This is a genomic window from Bacillus sp. NMCC4, assembly GCF_002998555.1.
Lineage (GTDB): Bacteria > Bacillota > Bacilli > Bacillales > Bacillaceae > Bacillus.
In genome coordinates this window covers 140,772-160,373 of the sequence record NZ_PVRA01000006.1, presented here as the reverse complement: position 1 = coordinate 160,373, position 19,602 = coordinate 140,772, and the positions used below count along the sequence as shown (strand labels likewise).

Here is a 19,602-nt window from a genome sequence, read left to right as displayed (position 1 = left end):
TGTTTGAAACACGTCTCATTTGATATGATTAGATGTGTTTCTTTTTAAGATTGATTAACTATTGGAGGACTAGCTTTGAAATGCGCACGACGACATGATCGAACGATCTCATTACATACGTATTCGAGAGAACATTATCAATTCCTCCATGACGAGGGAAAAAAAGGGCACTTATCCTGCCCATATTGCGGACAACCAGTCTTTTTCAGATTAAATATACATGAAGAACCTGCCTTTATTCATAAACATATGACGCAGCAAGAGATGTGTGAACAAGCAGAAGAACAAGAAGATCAGAAAAAAAATGCAGAGCAAGAGGAAAGTGCTTCCTATAAAGAACTTGGGGGCTTCCGTTTTCCAACAGGTAAACAGATCATCTCGCAAACGAATGAATCATATGACTGGCAGGAACCAAGGTCGATTCAATTTAGCGATGCGTTACATTTAGAAGAGAATGAACAAGCACATACCATCGATCTCTTTCCGCATATTACCTTTAGCACACCGCAGCTTCAAGCTGTCACACATAAAGACGGTCCAATGCTGGTGCTGGCTGGCGCTGGCAGCGGAAAAACAAGAGTCTTGACAGCAAGAGCGGCATATCTCATGTCACATCATCATATTCCTGCTCACCATATCTTACTCGTGACTTTCACCACAAAAGCCAGCAGTGAAATGAAAGAAAGACTGCGCAAGCAATACCAGCTTCACCCATCACAAGCAAGCCAAGTGGTGACAGGCACCTTCCACAGTCTTTTTTATAAAATGCTGCTTCATGACGATGCAAGCAAATGGAACGGCCAGCACCTGATCAAGTTTGACTGGCAGAAGGAACAGTACATTCGAAAAGCCATCATGAATGAAGGACTTGATGAAAAAGACTACCCTACCGATCAAGTACTGCAATCGATCGGCTTTTGGAAAAATGCTTTTTTACCAGGCGAGCTTCCTGATTTGAAGGATGAAAAGGAAAAACACATGTGGACGATCTATCAATCTTATGAACAGCAAAAACGAGACAATCAGCAATTTGACTTTGATGACATGGCAATCGCCTGCTTGCACATGCTGACAGAACAGCCTGAATTGCTGAAACGATATCAAGAACGGTTCAAGTATATTTTAGTGGATGAATTTCAGGATATTAATCCAGTTCAATATCAATTGATTCAGCTTTTAGCTGGAGAATCTGAGCAGCTATTTTGTGTAGGTGATGATGATCAAGCCATTTATGCCTTTAGGGGCAGCAATCCTGCTTTCATTCTTGAATTCAAACGGGACTATCCTTCGGCTCAAATCGTCCATTTACATGCGAATTACCGGTCGCATCATACGATTGTCGCAAGTGCGGATGCCATTATTAAGAAAAATCAGCATCGTTATGAAAAAACGTTAAAAGCCGTCCGTGCGGAGACAATCCCGCCTACGCTCTTTTATCCATTTGACGAGGAAGAGGAAGCGACCATGATCGTGGCAGATATTCAGGAGAAAATTAAAAACGGCGCAAAGCCGAATGATATCTGCGTACTCTTTCGCACCAATACAGGAGGCCGCGCGATTTATGAGCGTCTGCATCAATCCGCGATTCCGTATGAGACGGAGGCTGGTGTCAAAGCCTTCTACAGCAGACGAATTGTTCGGGTTCTTCTCGCCTTCCTCTCTTTAAGTCAGGATGCCGATGATGTGGCTGCTATGAAACAGCTGCTTCCGGTTTTCTTTTTAAAGCAGCAGGCCTTGAACACGATGAAGGCACTGACCATCACGGAAGATTGTTCAATGGTAGACGCACTCGGAAAACTAACAGATATTCAGCCGTTTCAACGGAAAAAGCTGCAATCCATTGTTCCTCTGTTCCGCACGTTACGAACGTTAAAGCCGTCTGACGCTGTGGCGTTTATTGAACAAAAGATGGGACTTGGTGATTACTTAAAAAAACGAGTGAACGATACGAATGTGCTTGAAAAAGGGGCGGATGATGTACGAGATGTAAAAACCGCCGCCAAACGCTTTGAAACGATTGAAGCCTTTCTCGCACATGCCGAACATATGAAATCTGCCGAAAAGGAAAAAACAGATGAACCAGGTGTTCAGCTAATGACGATTCACCGCGCAAAGGGACTTGAATTCCAAACGGTGTACATCACTTGCGTGGTCGACGGAGCACTGCCTCATGATTTCTCACTCGATGAACTAAGAAACGGTGATGAAGAAGCCCTAGAAGAAGAACGCCGTTTATTATACGTGGCCATGACAAGAGCTGAACAATCTCTTTATCTATCTGTTCCATCATTTAGGCGAGGAAAAACCGCTCATCGCTCGCGCTTTTTGTATCCCCTACTAAAGAAAAACCGAGAATTATTCACAGAAAAACAACAGGCCCCCCTTTAAGCGGAGAGCCTGTTGTTTATTTTTTGTTGTTCATCATTTTAGCGATTGTATTGAAATCAAGCTTTTCTTTTCCACTTGTAATCGATTGAACGATTTTGTCTTCCATTTCTTTAGGTACACGCTTATTCGCAAGCTGCGCTACTTTTTTAATGACGCCTCGAACCGTTGCTTCATCTTTAAAGTTGGCATTTTGCAAAGAACCTGCAAGCTTAAAAACATCATTCATATTCACACCCGTTTTATTTTCAACGCTTTTAAAGAATTTATTATCCATTCATTTGCCTCCTCTTTGTGGAGTAATCACCTTACTATATGAAAATAGGCGAGATATGTGCCTATCCTAAAGCCTTGTTTGCCCAAAGAGAAAGGAAAGCAAAAGGCTCCCCCATTGCTTCCCTCACCTTCTTACTGTTTAGTTAAAGAAAGAAGCACCAACGATGATTAGAAGGATGAAAAGCACGACGACAAGAACAAATGTTGATCCATATCCGCCGCCATAACCTCCGCCGTAGCCGCCGCAAGAACCGCCACCGTAACCGTAACAACTCATATATAAGCACCTCCTCTTCTCCCTTACAAAATATGAAAAATACTACAAATGGTTTGGACGATCACATAAAAAAGTGCGGAATTTTTATTTCTGCTGTTTAAAGACGTAATCTGCCTCTCCATGACGCATCATGAATGCTTCTGTTTCTTTCGCAAAAGCATCCATCTTCTCGCCAAATACCTTTAAGTGCTGCTCAAGATCATTCGCTTTATCCGCTAGATCCATTTCACCCTTTTCGTGCGCTTGTTCTTTTCCATCATGAGGTTTAGTGAACAAGGAGCCGATTAATTGTTCGAATGCATCCATTCTGGTCACCCCTTCTCTCTTACATATGCATCACTCAAAAAAAGGGCAACAAAAAAACCGGATAAATCCGGCTTTTGTTTTTTCTTCTATTGAGGTTTCTTTTTCTTTCCACAACCGCAATCTGCTTTTTTGATTTTCTTCGTATAAACAGATTGTTGATTTGACTGCGCTGGATAACCTTGAAGCATATGTGACGGTGTTTCAGTTGGTTTCATCGCAACCCTTCCTTTCCTATTCCATGATAGTATATGCATTTTTTGAAAGCGTGTCTGATCAGTATGCCTGTTTATTTCACCAGCTTTGAGACGATCGCTTCAATAATGCCTGCTGCCGCGGCAATTGCTAATAGTAAATTAAGCCACATGCTGATGACAGGAAATAGTATGTATATCAGAAGTAAAGCAGCAGTGCACCACATGCCAGTACACCAATAACAGCTTAACAGCTCTCCTACCCAAGACCGCAGCCCTTTACCTTTAATGATGATATATGTCTCCACTTCACCTTGTTCATTGACCTCTTCCTGTTCTTCATGAAATAAACGGCGGAAAGGAGCAGTAATGGTATCAAACACAATCAGCCTCGTCAGTCTAAAGGATGCGAGGGCAAACACGACAAATGACAAAGCACCACTCAGGAGCCTCCACCTCCTTTTTTCTTCTTTTTTGCGTCCTTTCTTTATATATGCAAAAAGAAAGACCGCCATGATGAATCGAGCGGAAATAAAATTGGGTTGTACTTTTTCACGCTTTCCGATTCCACCTTGAGCCTCTGCTGCATTAAATAATGTATAGATAAGAAAGGAGTGAAAGTATTGTCTATTGAAGAAAGTGCTGATTTATTATACACACAACTGTTAAACGAATTAATCAGCAGTTATGATGATTTCATTGAGATCAAAGATTCCGAAAATGTCACAATTCATAAAACAGATGTAACAGCTGCACTCTCCCTTCAAGCGACCGTAACGACAATCATTACTCTTTTAATTCAACTTCTTGTACCAGACGATGAATTGGCTGCAGACATCACAGATCAGCTTTTATCCACACAACAAGTGACAGTCCAAAAGAAAACTGTGATTCAAATCATCAACTGCTATAACATTACGATTACATTATCAGATGCATCCATTATGAACTCCGTCCAAATTCTCACTCAAACATTGAATGTACTCTTAGTTGAAGCCGGCATTCTTTGACCCTTTCTTTTCTAACATGACGTATGAAAGAGGTGAAATCATCGTGGCTGAAGAGAACGAAAAAAAGGAGTTTCAAATCAATACTGATGTTGATCCATTAACGAGTCTTCTTGTAAGTGATGTGTTAAACAAAAACAATATCACAGATGATCAGAAAGCAAATATCTCAGATGATCAAAGAAGAATGATTTTGAAATTAGTCGAGGACTTACAAAAGAAAGCAAATGATTTCGTAGAACAGCAGCAGGAGAAAAAAAGGCAGGCTGAGGCAGCAAAACATGCGGAAGAAGTACAGCCTGAACCAAAAGTACGTCCAAAACGAAATTCACTTCGAGATCGTATTCAGCAGCGCCGTGATGCGCAGCGTAATAACGATTAAATAAAAATGGGTTGCCTGCTAGGGTAAATGCCCGAGACAAAACCACGCATTCCAGCATTTAATAAAGTAAACGGAAGGAGGAATAGAAATGGATTCTAAACCATATTCTTGGGTCGCTCTAGATCGTAACTGTACACACCACGGACACCACGGACACCACGGCGATTACAACTATGAAAGAAAAGCAGTTTGTGATGGCCACTATTATGATGATGAAGATGTCTTGCAAGACTTTGATCAATTGAGTTTTACAAAGCAGACATCTGAGGAAGTCATTATCGTCAGAGACTCTTGTGACATTAACGTCTCTTCTGTTGATGCACAGGTTGCAGCATCTATCCAAGTAGCTGTTCAAACAGCGATCATCACCATTACAAATATCTCAATCGCAGACGGTGATCTGGCTGACCGCGTCACACAAGATCTTTTACAAGCCGCTACTCACAAACAAACAAACCGCCAGAAACTTGTCATCGAAAACTCTAGAAACGTTACAGTATCGACAATCGATGCGGATATCTCGATCGCGATTCAAACACTTACTCAAACACTTGTTGCGACAATCGTTGCAATTGGTATCCTTTAATGTCCAAAAGCAGAGCGAAAAGCTCTGCTTTTCCTTTTATAAAAATACAACAAATATAAATAGTCATTTACCCACACCAACTAGAGGGCGCATACATATGTTGTTAAGGACTAAAGTCAAATACCTTGTTAAAGGAGCTGAAATCCATGAGCTGCGGAAAACACCATGGCCGACATGATGAAAACTGTGTATGCGATGCGGTTGATAAGATTTTAGCAGAGCAGGAAGCTGTAGAAGATAAGTGTCCTACGAGCTGCTACAGTAATTTATTAAGCCCGACAGTTTCTGGAAAAGATACAATTCCGTTTTTAATTTTTGATAAAAAGGGCGGATTGTTTTCTACTTTCGGAAACATTGGAGGATTTGTTGACGATTGCCAATGCTTCGAATCCATTTTCTTCCGGGTTGAAAAATTACACGACTGCTGTGCTACGTTATCTGTATTAAGACCTGTTGATGTACACGGACATACGCTAAGCGTGTGTCACCCTTGTGACCCTGACTTCTTTGGTCTAGAAAAAACGGACTTTTGTATTGAGGTTGATCTAAACTGCTTCTGCGCGATCCAATGTTTAAACCCAGAGCTTGTCGACAGAGTCATGCCATCGAAAGATAAAAAGCATCATCACCACGGCTAAACCAATCGTCCGTTGACCTAACTTGTCATGAGTCAAAGCATCCCCTTCCTTACGAATGACAGCCAATCATGCGGAGCAGTCAGCATAAGAGCTGCCGCTTCCGCATTGATTGAAAGTAGAAGTATCAACTGGCAAAACAAAAAAGCTTGTAGATGATGACAGTGCTCAAACACTCAAACAAATTTCCTAGTATAGGAGGGTTGAATATGAGCCGCAAACATTCATGGAGCTGTGTAGCAGAGGCTGTTGAAAATATTAACGACTTACAAAGTGCCGTCGAAGAAGATTGCCCGACCAGCTGTTACAGCAATCTCCTTTCTCCATCACATTCATTAGGTGACACTGTCCCGTTTGTTCTCTTTACATCCAAATCAAAACCATTCGTCGCATTCGGAAACGTCGGAGAAGTAGATGCAGGTCCTTGCTTCAGCACTGCATTTTTCAGAGTCGAACACATCTGTGATCACTGCGCAACACTCAGCTTGCTTATTGCATTTGACAAAGACCGTCATATTTTAGATTTTACAGATAAAGATTCCTTATGTGATGTGTTCCGATTAGAAAAATCGAAGTATTGCATTGAAGTAGATCTTGACTGCTTCTGCGCAATCGAGTGCTTAAATCCACGACTCATCAACCGTAACTGCTAACAAAAAAAGTCCCTCTATGGGACTTTTTTTATTCGTTAAAAGCCAAGCGGATGAATCGAGGAAATTTCATCTATTGCTAATTCAACTGGATTTCCCCCGCCCGCTGTTCGAATGACCACTAGATCTTCTTTTCGATCCATGATAATCCCTCTATATGTTTTACCATCAGCTTCAATCAGGCAAAGGGCTCTTGGCATATTATGAGGCAGGCTTGTGAGAAAATCGACTTTTTCGTCAATACTCATCTGACTTAAAGGCTTTTTCACTCGTTTTCTTCTACGTTCTTCTTTTGTTTCATGAAATACACCTTCTGGCGGCTTTTCCTCTTCTCGCTGGGGTTTTCGTTCTTGTATAAGTTCTGGTTCTTGTGTGATGTCTTGTTCTTGTGTAAGCTCTGCTTCTGGCGTGATGTCTTGTTCTTGTGTAAATTCTGCTTCTTGTGTGATGTCTTGTTCTTGTGCAAGTTCTGCTTCTTGTGTGATGTCTTGTTCTTGCTGAAGTTCAGGCGGCCCGACTTCTTTTTTCTTCTCTATTTCTTGAGCCACGGGTTCCTCGTGCGTGCTTTCTTCGATCACGTCTTTTGCACTCTGATGACTTTCTTGCGGTTTTTCTGATTTCTTTCGTTTTCTCACGATATTTTGCATGGCCGGCATTGATTCATCATAGCTCGGCTGAACAATATACATAAGCGGCTTCTGGTTCTCATCACCTTTATTTGACATACTAATCCCTCCCGAATGATTCATTCCTTATATATATGAGCGGATGTCTCAAATCAGAAGAAAAATAAAAAAACAGCATACCCATCTTTGGTATGCTGCAATTCAATGATTCGTTTAGCGGGCAATGATATGGAAGCCAGAATCAACATGCAGATTCTCACCTGTCATGCCGCGTGATAGATCACTGAATAAGAATAGAGCTGTATCGCCAACTTCTTCAGGAGTCGTTGTACGGCGAAGCGGTGCACGTTCTTCAATATCCTTCAGGATTGTATTAAAGCCGCTGATGCCTTTTGCAGACAGCGTACGAATTGGACCAGCAGAAATACTGTTCACACGGATACCTTCTGCGCCTAAATCAGCTGCTAAGTATTTCACACTTGCTTCAAGTGCTGCTTTCGCTACACCCATTACGTTGTAGTTAGATACCACACGCTCTCCGCCTAGGTATGTAAGCGTGACGATGCTTCCACCTTCTGTCATCAATGGACGTGCTGCTTTTGCTACAGCTGTTAATGAGTATGCACTAATGTTGTGCGCCAAAAGGAAACCTTCACGGTTCGTGTTTAAGTATTCACCGACAAGTTCTTCCTTGTTTGCAAATGCAATCGCATGCGCAACGCCATGAATGACTTGTACTTTTTCTTTAATTGTAGCGAAACATTTTTCAATCTCTTCGTCACTTGTCACGTCACATGGAAGAATGATTGAATCATTGCGCTCAAGTGTGCTTGCAAGTTCTTTTACAGATTCAGCAAGACGATCTCCAACATAAGTAAAAATCAAACGAGCTCCAGCTTCGTGAAGTGAGCGGGCAATTCCCCAAGCGATGCTTCGTTTATTGGCAACACCCATCACCACGATATTACGGCCTTCTAAAGAAAAGTTCATATGTAATAAAGCCTCCTATTTTTTCAAGACATAGTATTAGTACCTGATCACAATATTATCACAGATCATGAGAGAATGACAATTTCCGCTGAAAGAAAGTTTCTTTTTCATCAAAAAACCGTCCTCGCAAGTGAAGACGGTTCGATTCTCTTATCGTTTGAGCCTGTTTTGCTGATAAGCAAAATGGTTGGTAGGTCCATGTCCAGCGCCAATATTCAAAGGGAATTTGATGGCTTCATGGACAAAGGTTTCTGCTGTTTCAAAAGCCTCTCTCATGGAGTATCCTTTCGCAATTTCAGCTGTTAATGCCGCTGCAAACGTGCAGCCTGTGCCATGTGTATGTGGGGTATCGATATGTTCGTTTGTGACTTCTATAAAGCCTTTTCCATCATACAACAGATCTGTTATCATACCGCCAGAGGGGCCGTGTCCCCCTTTGATCACGACATGTTTCGTACCAAGCTCATATAGACGTTCCGCTGCTAGATAGCGATCCTCTTTTGTCTGAATGCGCATGCCTGTCAGCACTTCTGCCTCAGGAAGATTCGGCGTTACGGCATAGCTGACAGGCAGCAAGTGTGTTTTCAACGCAGAGACCGCATCTTCATTTAATAAAGAAGCCCCTCCCTTTGCGATCATGACTGGATCGACAATCAGCTTCATCTCATATTGAACCGTTTTTTCAGCAACCGTATTGATCATTTCGGCACTCCACAGCATTCCTGTTTTGACGGCATCTGGCAGCAAGTCTTCTGCGACTGCATCTATTTGACTTTTTAACGCCTCGATTGAAAGAGGGTATATACCGTGAACGCCAAGTGTGTTTTGTGCTGTAATCGCTGTGATCGCAGACATTCCGTACACACCGAGCTCCTGAAAGGTTTTCAAATCTGCCTGAATGCCAGCTCCGCCGCCCGAATCAGAACCCGCGATGGTGAATGCTTTTTTGATCGTCATTTCATCACACCTCTCATTAGCCAATCCATTGATGATAAATGGTTCTTGCTTTGGCCATATCATTTGTACCATGTACAAGTGCTCTGCCATCTTTAAATAAAACAAGCTTATATTCATCCTTTTGACAAGAAAGTAAATACGGATTTTCAAGCACATCCATTCCTGCTTTCTTTAAGCGAATAGCCACTTCGTGTAATGGCGGCGGGATTTCAGCAGCACTGCGGATTTGTACCGTATTGCGGCCGCATAGTACATCTGCCTTCGCTCTCTTGTCATAGGAGAGAAAAGGATATGTCTTCAGCCCACAGCTTGGACATTGCTTCTTCTTTAAGGAACTGGCTGATCGGATGTCAGATCGTTCATTGGTCCATAAATCAAAGGATCTTAAAATTGGCGTCACTTGATGGCCTGTTAAATATTTAAGGGCATCTGCCACTTGATAGGCCGCCACCTGCTGCACCACTGGACTAATGATACCGGCTGTATCACAGGTCATGCCTTGTGCGGGTAAATGTTCAAGCAGGCAGTGTAAACATGGCGTCTCACCAGGAATCACAGTGAATTGAATGCCGTAGCTGGCGACACAGGCTCCATAAAGGAACGGAATTTGATGTTTGACAGCTGCATCATTTGCGATCATTCTCACCTCAAAATTATCCGCTGCATCCACGATAATCGAAGCCCCGCTGACAAGTTTATCAATATGTTGAGCGGTCACATCGATGACAATTCCTTTGACATGTACGTCACTGTTCACCTGCTTGAGTCTATTTTCAGCCGCCACAGCCTTTGGCAGCCGATCATGCACATCTTGCTCCGTGTAAAGCTGCTGACGCTGAAGGTTGCTCCATTCAATATAATCTCGATCCAAAATGGTGACAGATCCAACGCCAGCACGAACGAGCATTTCAGCACTAGCTGTTCCAAGCGCCCCTGCACCAATAATGACGGCCTTTGAGTCATTTAGCCGCTTTTGCCCCTCTGTGCCGATTGGCTGAAAGAGCTCTTGACGTGAATAACGTGTGCTCAAAATGCCGGCATTCCTTCCTGCGGACTGCTTGCTGTCCCATAATTTTTCAAAGGAATCCGTCCTGCCTCGAAGCCTAGTCTTCCTGATTCAATTGCCAGTTTCATGGCTTTTGCCATTTTCACAGGGTCCTTTGCACCAGACACCGCTGTGTTCAGTAATACAGCGTCAGCCCCTAGCTCCATCGCATAAGCTGCATCCTTTGGAGAGCCTACACCAGCATCAATAATCACCGGTACCTTCGCCTGCTCGATAATAAATGAGAGATTCAGAGGGTTTAGTAAGCCTTGACCTGAACCAATCGGAGAAGCCCCTGGCATGATAGCATGGACACCGAGCTCTTCTAATTTTCTCGCCAGCACCACATCATCAGATGTATAGGGCAGCACGATAAACCCTTCTTCGAGTAGCATTTCCGATGCTTTTAACGTTTCGACTGGATCTGGCAGAAGAGACCTTGAGCAGCCAATGACTTCTACCTTGATCATGTCACACAGTCCAGAAGCCTTCGCTAAACGAGCAATACGAACTGCCTCTTCCGCAGTACTTGCACCAGCTGTATTCGGAAGCAGCGTATATTTTGATAAATCAAGCTGCTCCAAAAAATTAGGCTGAGATGCTTCGAAAATGTTCATTCTTCTCACAGCAAAGGTTAAAATTTCTGCTTCTGATACGTTCACGGCTTCTTTTTGAACTTCAAATGATGGATACTTCCCTGTACCAAGTAATAATCTTGATGTGAATGTTTTTCCGCCAATGTGCAGCATGTTGTCATCCTCCTCCTACAAAGTGAACGATTTCAATCGTGTCATTAGATTGAATTTTTACTTGTTGAAACGCTTCTTTGTCAATAATTTCTTGGTTCTTTTCCACGATCACTACTCTATTTTCAAGCTGATAGGCTGATAGCAGATCATAGATCGTTCCATTCTCTTGATCGAAATCAACGATTCTGCCATTCAATTGAATTTTCATACAAACAGTGCCTCCTTTCGGCCAATACGAAACGCGTGAAGCCATTCCTTTTTGACCGGTTCACCTAATATCAGGTCGCGAATGATCTCTCCAGTAATCGGGGCAAGTAAAATGCCATTTCTGTAATGCCCTGCAGCAAAAAGAATACGCTGATCTTCTGGATGTCTTCCAATGTAGGGATGCCGGTCGCTTGTCGCCGGGCGAAGACCGGCCCAGCACTGATCAATCGGCATCTCCTTGATCGAAGGCATAAGCTGAGACGCCTTTTGAATCACAGCTTCGATGCCGCCAAGCGTTGGAACAGCCTGCCATTCGTTTGGCTTCATCGTTGCGCCAACGACCAGTTTGCCGCTATCTCGTTGAACGATATAACAATGATCATGGTAAATGGTGTGTGCGAGTGCTGGGCCATTATTCCATACAGACACACACTCCCCCTTTACTGGATAAAGAGAATGAGATAATCCAAGCTCTTCAAAAAAACGGCCAGACCATACACCACTCGCTACAGTCAGATCATCACATGTGAATGTTCCCTTCGTTGTTCTAATTGTTAACGCTTCTTTCTCCCGCTTCACTTCAATCACAGATGTACACTCTTTCACATCCGCCCCGTACCGGACCGCCGCCTGCCAAAATGCCCGGCATACCGCATAAGGTTCGACATGAACATCCTCTTTAATCAAACCTGCCCCTAAGATGTTATCTGCCATTTGAGGCATGCATTTTTTTACGCTGCTTGCGTCAAGCCAATCAAATGTAGACAAATACTGCATCCGGCAAAGTGCTTGTTTCTCTTCTTCTGTAAAAGCTACCTTCATGATACCGCCCGCTGATGTCCGAATATCAATACCAGATTCATGTTGTAGATCGACTTTTAACTTCTCGTACAATGCCTGGCTTGCTCTGCCTGCTTGGAAAAAAATATCCTCATGACCCTCTCCTTCAGCATGTGCACCGAGCATCCCAGCAGCCGCACTTGTCGTTTGCTTCCCTACCTCATTCGCCTCAAATAAGACGACCTGCTTTCCTGCTTTTGCAAGGTGATAGGCAATGGACATTCCTATGATTCCACCACCAATGATTGCAACGTCATAATGCTTCTTCATAAGGATGCTCCTTTACCTGTTTAGAAAATGCTTGTGCCATCATGCGCGGCTGATGATGAGTAAAAATCCCAGACATGACAGCAATCCCTTTCACATTCGCGTGTTTCAATTCTGGAATGCGGTCAGGTGTCAATCCACCGATCGCCACCACTGGAATAGACAGTGCAGATGTCAGTTCTTTCACAAGCTGTACGCCTCTTGCCTGAAGTCCTGGTTTACAAGTGGTGTCATATACGTGCCCAAACATGACATACTCTGCTCCATTTTTCTCCGCTGCTTTCGCTTCTTCTATCGAATGAACAGAGACACCCGCATGAAGGTGAGGGAATTTTTGCCGCAGCTCTTTTGGCGAAAAGCTATGGCCTGGGAGATGTACCCGGTGAATATTGGTGAGCAGTGCAACGTCTACTCTGTCGTTGATGATGAGCTTCTCTTTCGGTACACCTTCTAAAAAGAGTCTTTTCACGAGATCAACAAGCTCACTTGCTGTTTTAGACCGTTCCCGGATATGAATAAAATCCACTTCAGGTACGATGGCTTTTATTTGTTTGATCAGTTCATCCACAGGAAGCGAATCATTTGTCACTGCGTGGAGTTCCATTTGCACCAACCCCATCTAAGCATGCTGTTTGCCATGTTTCTTTTTGATACGCCATTTCCCAGAAATGGTATTCGTAATAGCTTGAAATCACAAAATTTTCTTTCATATTGGTCAGTACATGTTCTGGTGCTTTCTCGGCTAGTTCATCAAAGCGGTTGACCTGTTCAAAGACGAGCTCCTTAAACCAATCCCCTCCATATGTCAAAATCCATTCCTGATAAATCGGATGGTCAGGTGTGGTTTGTTTCAGCTTTTCACCCACCTCATAATATAGCCAGTAGCACGGCAATAATGCGGCTAAAATCTCTTCAAATCGCCCGCTTTTCACAGATCGGTACATATGAGAGGTATACGCATAAGCAGTCGGAGAAGGCTTAAAGTTCTCGATGGCTTCATCTGAAATCTGCAAAAGCTCTGTGAACTTTCTATGCAGCGACAGCTCTGCTTCATACGTACCCTGCGCATGATACGCCATTCTGCCCGTCGTATGTAAGTCCTCACTAATCGCTGCGCCATATGCTTGCACCTTTGCAAAATGAGTTAAATAATATGAATCCTGCATCACATAATACGTGAAACGATCGAGTGAAAGCGTGCCATCTCCAATCCCTTTGACAAATGGGTGTGTGAAGCTTCCATTCCACCATGTTGCTGCTGCTTCTTTACATTCAGTTGAAAACGTCATGTTTCTCTCCTCCTGTTTTTCCATATAAAAAAGCCACTTTCCGCGTGGAAAGTGGCTTGGAATTTGTAAAAAGCATAGTCAAAAACCGCACCACTTCCCTACGCAGGTATGAACCTGTTCAGGTAATGAGGGTCTAAAAGTCGACACTTTTATCTCAGCCCTTTTAAAGGACTCCCCTAGTGGATCAAATATATGATGTTGTACTTCTATCTTAATCAGGAATTGTTCATTGGTCAAGGATTCATTCTTACTCTAATTGGGCTCTTAGTCCTGCCACATACTCACGAGAGCCTGACACAAGCACACGGTCGCCGCTTTTAAGCGTCGTATCTCCATGTGGTACTAAGCTGTCTACCCCTCTGAAAATACGGACAAAGACCAAATCACCGGTAAACGGAAACTCCCTCAGCATGACATTGTGATAACGATGATTGTTCATTTGAATTTGATACAAAGAAGTATCCTCATTTGTTAATAATCGAATCGCATCCGGTGCTTCAATCAAGGCTCTTAGCACCGTTTTAGATGATAGGAAATTAGAAAACGTATCAATGCCTGCTTCCTTCAATGTCAGCTCTGTCTCAGCTTTGTTGACACTAGCAATGACTTGTTTCGCTCCTTCTTCCTTTGCAAATATAGCAATTTCCTTATTTTTCGTCTCACTGCCTGTTGCGACGACGAGGACATCCTCCTGGCCAACGCCTGCCTTTCGCAGCGTCTCATCGTCGTACTCTTCAATCGATTCGACTTCAAAGATGGAGTCAGCAAGCAGCGCTTCTTTATTTTCTTGAAAAACATGTAAAATCCGAATATCATATTCATCCTGATGTAAATCAAGTGTGACAGGTAAGGTCAGCTGATTTGCACCAATAAAGGTCACACGTTTTTTATGGCTCGCAGCTTGTTCTTTTTTAAACAGCGCTTTAAACCAAACAGGCGTTAAAATACTCGTCAGTACCGCGACTAGAATCAGCGCTCCAGACATTTTATGGTCAATGACTCCGAGCCGCTCCCCGATCGTCGCAGCTGCAATGACGAGTGATAACGTCGATGTTAATAAAAAGCCAGAACCGATCACTTTTTTCATGTCATACCATTTTTTCAAATAAAGAATCGGGATGAGCTTACTAACCAGTAATGCAATAAACAGCAGCGGGATCATGATCATAATGGTTGGGTCCTTGAACAGTGCCCATATATTTAAATCCACTCCGACCATCACAAAGAAGATGGGGATCAAAAATCCGTAGCCAAATGAATCCAGCTGCTGGACAAGCTCTTTATTCGGCGAAAGAAGGGACACAAGTACGCCCGCTAAAAACGCCCCAAGAATATTTTCAGCACCGAGTGATTCAGATAAGGCAACTAAGACTATAATGAGAGTAAAGATCGCCCTTGTCCCAATTTGCACGGTCCCTTTTGACATGGACTGAAAAATCGACTTTGTCTTAAATACGCGGCCAAATAAATAAAGCAGAATGCCCGCAGCAAATAATAAGAGCAGAAGCCACATATTCCCTGTACCATCGCCATAAATGGAGGAAAACACAGCAAGTAAAATCATCGTCACCAAATCAGCAATGACGGCGACAAGCAAGATGATTTGACCGATATTCGTCTGCATTAACTTTTCCTCTTTTAAGGTAGGAACCACGACCCCTAATGAGATGGTCGATATAATGAGCGTCATTAAAAAGGCATTTTGGATAAACCCTGCAAGTACAAACGCATAGGACAGGATAAAAGAAATACTAAATACGCCAAGAAAAATAATCGTGGCTGCCTTAAACGTATTTGGTTCTTTTAGACCATTTGGCAGTTCTCGTGCTTTCTTCTTTGACTCAAAAGAAGAAAAATCTATTTCAAGTCCACTTAAAAACATCAAAAAAATAAAACCGAGCATGGATAACGTGTCTAACCATGCATCATGTTCAACTACCAGTTGAAGACCGCTTTTTCCAATGATGAGCCCCATGATGATTTCAGCAACAACGACCGGAATGGTCAGCTTAAATCGGTGCAATAAAAGTGGGGTGAAAAAGGCGACAATAATAACGACAACGAGTGATGAAACAGATGTATGCTCCATTGGCTAAAGCCTCCTAACATTGATGTTTAATCTTTTAAGTTTTACGTTAAAGCATTGATTTTAACAATTGCCTAAATGAAAAGAAAGCCATTCGTTATATGTTCTAAAATTCAAACTTCTTTAACCCCGATGAATGGATGAGAAAGATCAGGAGGAAATCTTATGAAATTTGATATCATTGGAGATATCCACGGCTGCTACGAAGAGCTGCTTACCCTCATACACAAACTAGGATACGAACTCAAACATGGATTACCCGTCCATCCTGATAAAAGAACGCTAGCCCTTGTCGGTGATTTAACAGATCGAGGCCCTCAGTCAGTAGATGTGATGCGATTTGTCATTCATGCCTACGCACACGGCGCGATCCGCTACGTACCTGGCAACCATTGCTTTAAGCTTTATCGCTATTTGAAAGGAAATCCCGTGAAATTACTTCATGGCATCGAAACCACAGTGAACGAAATAAAAAAGCTGCCCCTTCATGAACAAACCAAATTGTCACATGAATTTAAGCAGCTATTTGAGAAGGCTCCGCTTTACGATGTACTCATTCCTGATGAACTGATTATTGCTCACGCAGCGATGAAGGAAAAGGACATTGGAAGAAAGCCGAACAAACAGATGCGATCCTATCTATTATTTGGCGCGGTCACAGGAGAAACATGGCCAGATGGACGACCTGTGCGGAAGGATTGGGCAAAGGAATATCGCGGAAAACCGTGGATTGTATACGGACATACACCAGTGAAAGAACCCCGATTCGTTGGCAGAACCGTCAATATTGATACAGGCTGCGTATTTGGCCACCGGCTGTCTGCCCTCACATATCCTGAGCTTGAAACGGTCTCTGTTCCTTCCTCTATACCTTATGAAGATTCAAGGTTTCAGCATTTCACATCATAAAAAAACCCGGTCCTGCGCTTGCAGGTAGCCGGGTTTCTCTATTTAAAGCAGCAATGATTTCATGTCTTCAGGAAGCGGAGCCGAGAATGTCATTTCCTCCCCAGTCATCGGATGAGGAAAGACAAGAGTCTCACTATGCAGTGCCTGCCGGTTCATCCGCTCACTCGTTCCGCCATATAGCGTATCTCCGATGAGCGGGTGACCAAGATACTTCATATGAACACGAATTTGATGTGTTCTCCCAGTTTCAAGTGATAGAGCCACATCTGACATGTTCAACTCAGCATCCACCGCTCGCACTGTAAAATGCGTCACTGCTTCCTGTCCAGTATCATCGACCATTCGCTCGATGATACTATCTCCTTTTCGGGCAATTTTTGCACGAATGGTTCCATACTTTTCCGAGATCATGCCATGTGTAAACGCTCTGTATGTTCGTTTGACCGCTCCACTTTTTTGCGCTTTTGATAAAAGGCTGTGGGCAAAGCGATGCTTGGCCACGAGCATGACGCCCGATGTATCACGATCAAGGCGGTTCACCAAATGAACCGTCAGCCGAACAGACTGCTCTGCATAATGGTGCAGCAATCCATTCGCAATACTGTGCTCTGGGTGCTCCCGAGAAGGAATGGACGGGATATATGGCTTTTTATTCAGCACAAGGACATGCTCATCCTCAAATAAAATATCAAGCGGAATCGGAGCAGGCTTCAGCCCTTCACTCACTTTTTCCTCTGGGAATAAAATGGTGAGCCTGTCTCCCTTATGCAGCTTGTATCTCACAGTCACATGCTCTCCATTAATGAGGAGATCACCGCCATCAAATTTAATATCCGTCAGCATCCTTTTCGAAATGCCAAGATCTATTAAATAATCCTTTAAAAGCAGCCCTTCTTCTTTGGCTGTCATGGTTTTGTTTAGCGTAAAGTATTCCAGCGAGAACGACCTCTTTCTTATTCTCCTTTTCCGATAAAGGAATCTTGCACCCTTCTCCAAAACGGAAAAGGTCTAAATCGGGCAAAACGGACATTCTCGTCTGCTACCCGGCATTGAATGGATTTAACGTCCTTATGAAGCAGCGTCAAATGATCAATGGTTACCTGAAAATCGACATCATTCATCGGTTTAATGACACAAGTATGGTGGTCTGGCAAAATAAGCGGTGAACCGACCGTTCGAAACACTCTGTTGTTGATTGAAGCCATTTCTGCCAGCTGAATGGCTCTAATGGAAGGATGAATAATGGCGCCTCCAAGTGCTTTATTATAGGCTGTACTGCCAGACGGTGTAGACAGACAAAGACCGTCACCTCTGAATGTTTCAAACAGCTGACCCCTAATTTCAACATCTGCCACAAGCGTCCCTTCCATACTTTTAATGGTACATTCATTCATCGCTAAATATTTCTCTTCTCTGCCGCCGTCGTTGTATCTGACAATGACTTCTAAGATCGGATATTCCACAATGTGATAAGGCGTTTTCGCAATAGCTAAGACGAGTTTTTCAATTTCACTTGGCACCCAGTCAGCATAAAAACCAAGATGACCTGTATGAACACCGACAAAAGCTGTTTCATTCAGACGGTCGCTATAACGGTGAAACGCATAAAGAAGGGTGCCGTCTCCACCAACCGTAATGACAAGATCCGGTTCCTCTTCGTTGAGTTCCATCCCGAAATCCAATAAGTAGGTCTGAATTTTATTTTTGAGTGTGTCAGATACAGAATTCCCTTTCGAAGAAACTGCAAATTTCATGAATTCTTCTCCTTTTCCACCTTGCTGCTATGAGAGGGCAGCATCATATTTGATCAAGCTCAGGCTTAGCTATCGTTTTTCTTTTTCCGGGAAAATGCCACTTGTGCTTCTTGAATTTCCCCTCTTATTTCAGACATCTCATCATCAAGAAGAGATGCTGCCTCAGAAGCTCTTTGAAGGCGCAGCTTGACTTTCTCCGGGATATTCCCGCTATATTTATAATTCAGAGAATGCTCAATGGTCGCCCAAAAATTCATCGCAAGTGTCCGAATTTGGATTTCGACGAGGAGCTGCTTCTCTCCATTGATCGTTTGCAGCGGATATAACACAACAAGGTGGTACGAACGGTATCCGCTTTCTTTATGCTCTGCAATATAGTCTCGTTTATCAACAACCACGAAGTCTTTTCGTGACTGAAGCATTTTTTTCACGACTTGTATGTCTTCTACAAACTGGCACATAATGCGAAGCCCAGCAATATCCTGCATTGTTTCGATTTCATGCATTGGGATGTTTTTACGCTTTGCCTTTTCTAATATGCTGGCAACGGGTTTCACTCGGCCTGTGACAAATTCTACTGGTGAATGATCATCCTCGAATTCATACAGCTTTCGAATGCCTTTTAGTTTCACTTTTAATTCTTCGACTGCTTGTTTATACGGTGCGAGGAATTGATCCCATTGTTTTTTGTCCATGAAACTTCCCCCAATTCCATATACCTAATTATTTCAGAGGAATGTGCTCTTCACTTTCTCTTCCATATCTCCGTAATTGGCATTGTCTTTAATATTGTCGATTAAATAATGTAATTCTTGATGAAGCTGAATGAGTTCTAACGAATGTCCTCCCGCTGCCAAATAGACAGGGATGTCAAGATTCATTGCTTCTTTTAATGGAGCCCATGTATGTTCCCCTAAGATAAGATATGAAAAGAACTCCTCATTTTCAAGTATGTAAACGAACGCAAAGTGATCAGAATCAACAAGCATTTGTCCTGATGCTTTTGCTTTTTGGATTTGCTCTTCTGACTTGGTCGTCAAAATCAGCCTGTCTTCTTTTAAAGTTGCTTCTGCGATTTCAATTCGGTTTTGCATCATGATCTCCTTTACAACAAAGTACAGCTTTATTTTATCATATCGAGTTCAATATTGATAAACCGAACTTTTTGAGAAAATCCTATTTTCTTCT

26 protein-coding genes and 1 riboswitch are annotated in these 19,602 nt (G+C 42.9%); of the genes, 7 read left to right on the top strand and 19 right to left on the bottom strand.

Annotated features, from left to right (window positions below):
- Nucleotides 1-75: 75 nt before the first annotated feature.
- Nucleotides 76-2,388: a UvrD-helicase domain-containing protein gene (locus C6Y02_RS13905; protein WP_106031517.1), complete on the top strand. Its 2,313-nt coding sequence runs from the start codon at nt 76-78 to the stop codon at nt 2,386-2,388.
- 16 nt (nt 2,389-2,404) lie between these two features.
- Here C6Y02_RS13905 and spoVIF read toward each other — a convergent pair whose 3' ends face one another.
- The 5 genes from spoVIF to C6Y02_RS13885 all read right to left on the bottom strand — a co-directional run bounded on the left by spoVIF (nt 2,405) and on the right by C6Y02_RS13885 (nt 3,881).
- Nucleotides 2,405-2,662, bottom strand: coding sequence for a sporulation-specific transcription regulator SpoVIF (gene spoVIF, locus C6Y02_RS13900; RefSeq protein WP_003212292.1), 258 nt, complete (start codon nt 2,660-2,662; stop codon nt 2,405-2,407).
- Between the two features lie 138 nt (nt 2,663-2,800).
- Nucleotides 2,801-2,938, bottom strand: a complete 138-nt coding sequence (locus C6Y02_RS13895; protein WP_003212017.1) for a YjcZ family sporulation protein — start codon at nt 2,936-2,938, stop codon at nt 2,801-2,803.
- Between the two features lie 84 nt (nt 2,939-3,022).
- Nucleotides 3,023-3,244 (bottom strand): hypothetical protein, encoded by a 222-nt coding sequence (locus tag C6Y02_RS13890; protein WP_060596024.1) that lies wholly within the window; start codon nt 3,242-3,244, stop codon nt 3,023-3,025.
- An 86-nt stretch (nt 3,245-3,330) separates the two neighbouring features.
- Nucleotides 3,331-3,459: a hypothetical protein gene (locus C6Y02_RS19635; RefSeq protein ID WP_258182060.1), complete on the bottom strand. Its 129-nt coding sequence runs from the start codon at nt 3,457-3,459 to the stop codon at nt 3,331-3,333.
- A 71-nt stretch (nt 3,460-3,530) separates the two neighbouring features.
- The gene (locus C6Y02_RS13885) at nt 3,531-3,881 is read right to left on the bottom strand and encodes a DUF1360 domain-containing protein (protein WP_034620057.1); all 351 of its coding nucleotides are present in this window, start codon (nt 3,879-3,881) and stop codon (nt 3,531-3,533) included.
- A 177-nt stretch (nt 3,882-4,058) separates the two neighbouring features.
- Here C6Y02_RS13885 and C6Y02_RS13880 point away from each other — a divergent pair, with 177 nt between their 5' ends.
- From C6Y02_RS13880 to C6Y02_RS13860, 5 genes are all read left to right on the top strand, one after another.
- Nucleotides 4,059-4,445: a spore coat protein gene (locus tag C6Y02_RS13880; RefSeq protein WP_106031516.1), complete on the top strand. Its 387-nt coding sequence runs from the start codon at nt 4,059-4,061 to the stop codon at nt 4,443-4,445.
- A 43-nt stretch (nt 4,446-4,488) separates the two neighbouring features.
- A complete protein-coding gene (locus tag C6Y02_RS13875) occupies nt 4,489-4,824 on the top strand; it encodes a hypothetical protein (RefSeq protein WP_034663892.1) in 336 nt (111 codons plus the stop codon).
- 88 nt (nt 4,825-4,912) lie between these two features.
- The gene (locus C6Y02_RS13870) at nt 4,913-5,410 is read left to right on the top strand and encodes a spore coat protein (RefSeq protein ID WP_034663188.1); all 498 of its coding nucleotides are present in this window, start codon (nt 4,913-4,915) and stop codon (nt 5,408-5,410) included.
- A 146-nt stretch (nt 5,411-5,556) separates the two neighbouring features.
- Nucleotides 5,557-6,048: a CotY/CotZ family spore coat protein gene (locus C6Y02_RS13865; protein WP_034663191.1), complete on the top strand. Its 492-nt coding sequence runs from the start codon at nt 5,557-5,559 to the stop codon at nt 6,046-6,048.
- A gap of 206 nt (nt 6,049-6,254) precedes the next feature.
- A complete protein-coding gene (locus C6Y02_RS13860) occupies nt 6,255-6,698 on the top strand; it encodes a CotY/CotZ family spore coat protein (RefSeq protein WP_106031515.1) in 444 nt (147 codons plus the stop codon).
- A 35-nt stretch (nt 6,699-6,733) separates the two neighbouring features.
- Here C6Y02_RS13860 and C6Y02_RS13855 read toward each other — a convergent pair whose 3' ends face one another.
- From C6Y02_RS13855 to C6Y02_RS13810, 10 genes are all read right to left on the bottom strand, one after another.
- Complete coding sequence (locus tag C6Y02_RS13855) at nt 6,734-7,420, bottom strand: CotO family spore coat protein (RefSeq protein WP_106031514.1); 687 nt, start codon at nt 7,418-7,420, stop codon at nt 6,734-6,736.
- Between the two features lie 114 nt (nt 7,421-7,534).
- On the bottom strand, nt 7,535-8,311 hold the full coding sequence (gene fabI / locus C6Y02_RS13850) for an enoyl-ACP reductase FabI (protein WP_034663198.1): 777 nt from the start codon (nt 8,309-8,311) through the stop codon (nt 7,535-7,537).
- A gap of 150 nt (nt 8,312-8,461) precedes the next feature.
- Nucleotides 8,462-9,268 (bottom strand): bifunctional hydroxymethylpyrimidine kinase/phosphomethylpyrimidine kinase, encoded by an 807-nt coding sequence (gene thiD, locus C6Y02_RS13845; protein WP_066031030.1) that lies wholly within the window; start codon nt 9,266-9,268, stop codon nt 8,462-8,464.
- Nucleotides 9,269-9,284: 16 nt separating this feature from the next.
- A complete protein-coding gene (locus C6Y02_RS13840; protein WP_106031513.1) occupies nt 9,285-10,298 on the bottom strand; it encodes a thiazole biosynthesis adenylyltransferase ThiF in 1,014 nt (337 codons plus the stop codon).
- The gene (locus C6Y02_RS13835; RefSeq protein ID WP_034322849.1) at nt 10,295-11,062 is read right to left on the bottom strand and encodes a thiazole synthase; all 768 of its coding nucleotides are present in this window, start codon (nt 11,060-11,062) and stop codon (nt 10,295-10,297) included. Before C6Y02_RS13835 ends, C6Y02_RS13840 begins: the two co-directional genes overlap by 4 nt.
- 4 nt (nt 11,063-11,066) lie before the next feature.
- On the bottom strand, nt 11,067-11,270 hold the full coding sequence (thiS, locus tag C6Y02_RS13830; RefSeq protein ID WP_034663206.1) for a sulfur carrier protein ThiS: 204 nt from the start codon (nt 11,268-11,270) through the stop codon (nt 11,067-11,069).
- A complete protein-coding gene (gene thiO / locus C6Y02_RS13825) occupies nt 11,267-12,379 on the bottom strand; it encodes a glycine oxidase ThiO (RefSeq protein ID WP_106031512.1) in 1,113 nt (370 codons plus the stop codon). The genes thiS and thiO overlap by 4 nt, the downstream gene beginning before the upstream one ends.
- Complete coding sequence (gene tenI, locus C6Y02_RS13820; protein WP_106031511.1) at nt 12,363-12,980, bottom strand: thiazole tautomerase TenI; 618 nt, start codon at nt 12,978-12,980, stop codon at nt 12,363-12,365. The genes thiO and tenI overlap by 17 nt, the downstream gene beginning before the upstream one ends.
- Nucleotides 12,955-13,665, bottom strand: coding sequence for a thiaminase II (tenA, locus tag C6Y02_RS13815; protein WP_106031510.1), 711 nt, complete (start codon nt 13,663-13,665; stop codon nt 12,955-12,957). Before tenA ends, tenI begins: the two co-directional genes overlap by 26 nt.
- A 78-nt stretch (nt 13,666-13,743) precedes the next feature.
- Nucleotides 13,744-13,853: riboswitch (TPP riboswitch) on the bottom strand.
- A gap of 59 nt (nt 13,854-13,912) precedes the next feature.
- Nucleotides 13,913-15,754, bottom strand: a complete 1,842-nt coding sequence (locus tag C6Y02_RS13810; protein ID WP_106031509.1) for a monovalent cation:proton antiporter family protein — start codon at nt 15,752-15,754, stop codon at nt 13,913-13,915.
- Between the two features lie 162 nt (nt 15,755-15,916).
- Between C6Y02_RS13810 and prpE the strand changes: the two genes are divergently transcribed.
- A complete protein-coding gene (prpE, locus tag C6Y02_RS13805; protein WP_106031508.1) occupies nt 15,917-16,660 on the top strand; it encodes a bis(5'-nucleosyl)-tetraphosphatase PrpE in 744 nt (247 codons plus the stop codon).
- Nucleotides 16,661-16,702: 42 nt separating this feature from the next.
- Here the strand turns inward: prpE and C6Y02_RS13800 are convergent, their stop codons facing one another.
- From C6Y02_RS13800 to C6Y02_RS13785, 4 genes are all read right to left on the bottom strand, one after another.
- Entirely contained in the window at nt 16,703-17,569 is an 867-nt protein-coding gene (locus C6Y02_RS13800; RefSeq protein ID WP_106031507.1) for an RluA family pseudouridine synthase, read from the bottom strand.
- A 44-nt stretch (nt 17,570-17,613) separates the two neighbouring features.
- Nucleotides 17,614-18,414 carry an NAD kinase gene (locus C6Y02_RS13795; protein WP_106031506.1) on the bottom strand — a complete coding sequence of 267 codons (801 nt, stop codon included), beginning with the start codon at nt 18,412-18,414 and terminating at the stop codon, nt 17,614-17,616.
- A gap of 65 nt (nt 18,415-18,479) precedes the next feature.
- Complete coding sequence (gene yjbM, locus C6Y02_RS13790; RefSeq protein WP_003211990.1) at nt 18,480-19,109, bottom strand: GTP diphosphokinase; 630 nt, start codon at nt 19,107-19,109, stop codon at nt 18,480-18,482.
- Nucleotides 19,110-19,142: 33 nt separating this feature from the next.
- A complete protein-coding gene (locus C6Y02_RS13785) occupies nt 19,143-19,508 on the bottom strand; it encodes a UPF0738 family protein (RefSeq protein ID WP_106031505.1) in 366 nt (121 codons plus the stop codon).
- Between the last annotated feature and the right edge of the window lie 94 nt (nt 19,509-19,602).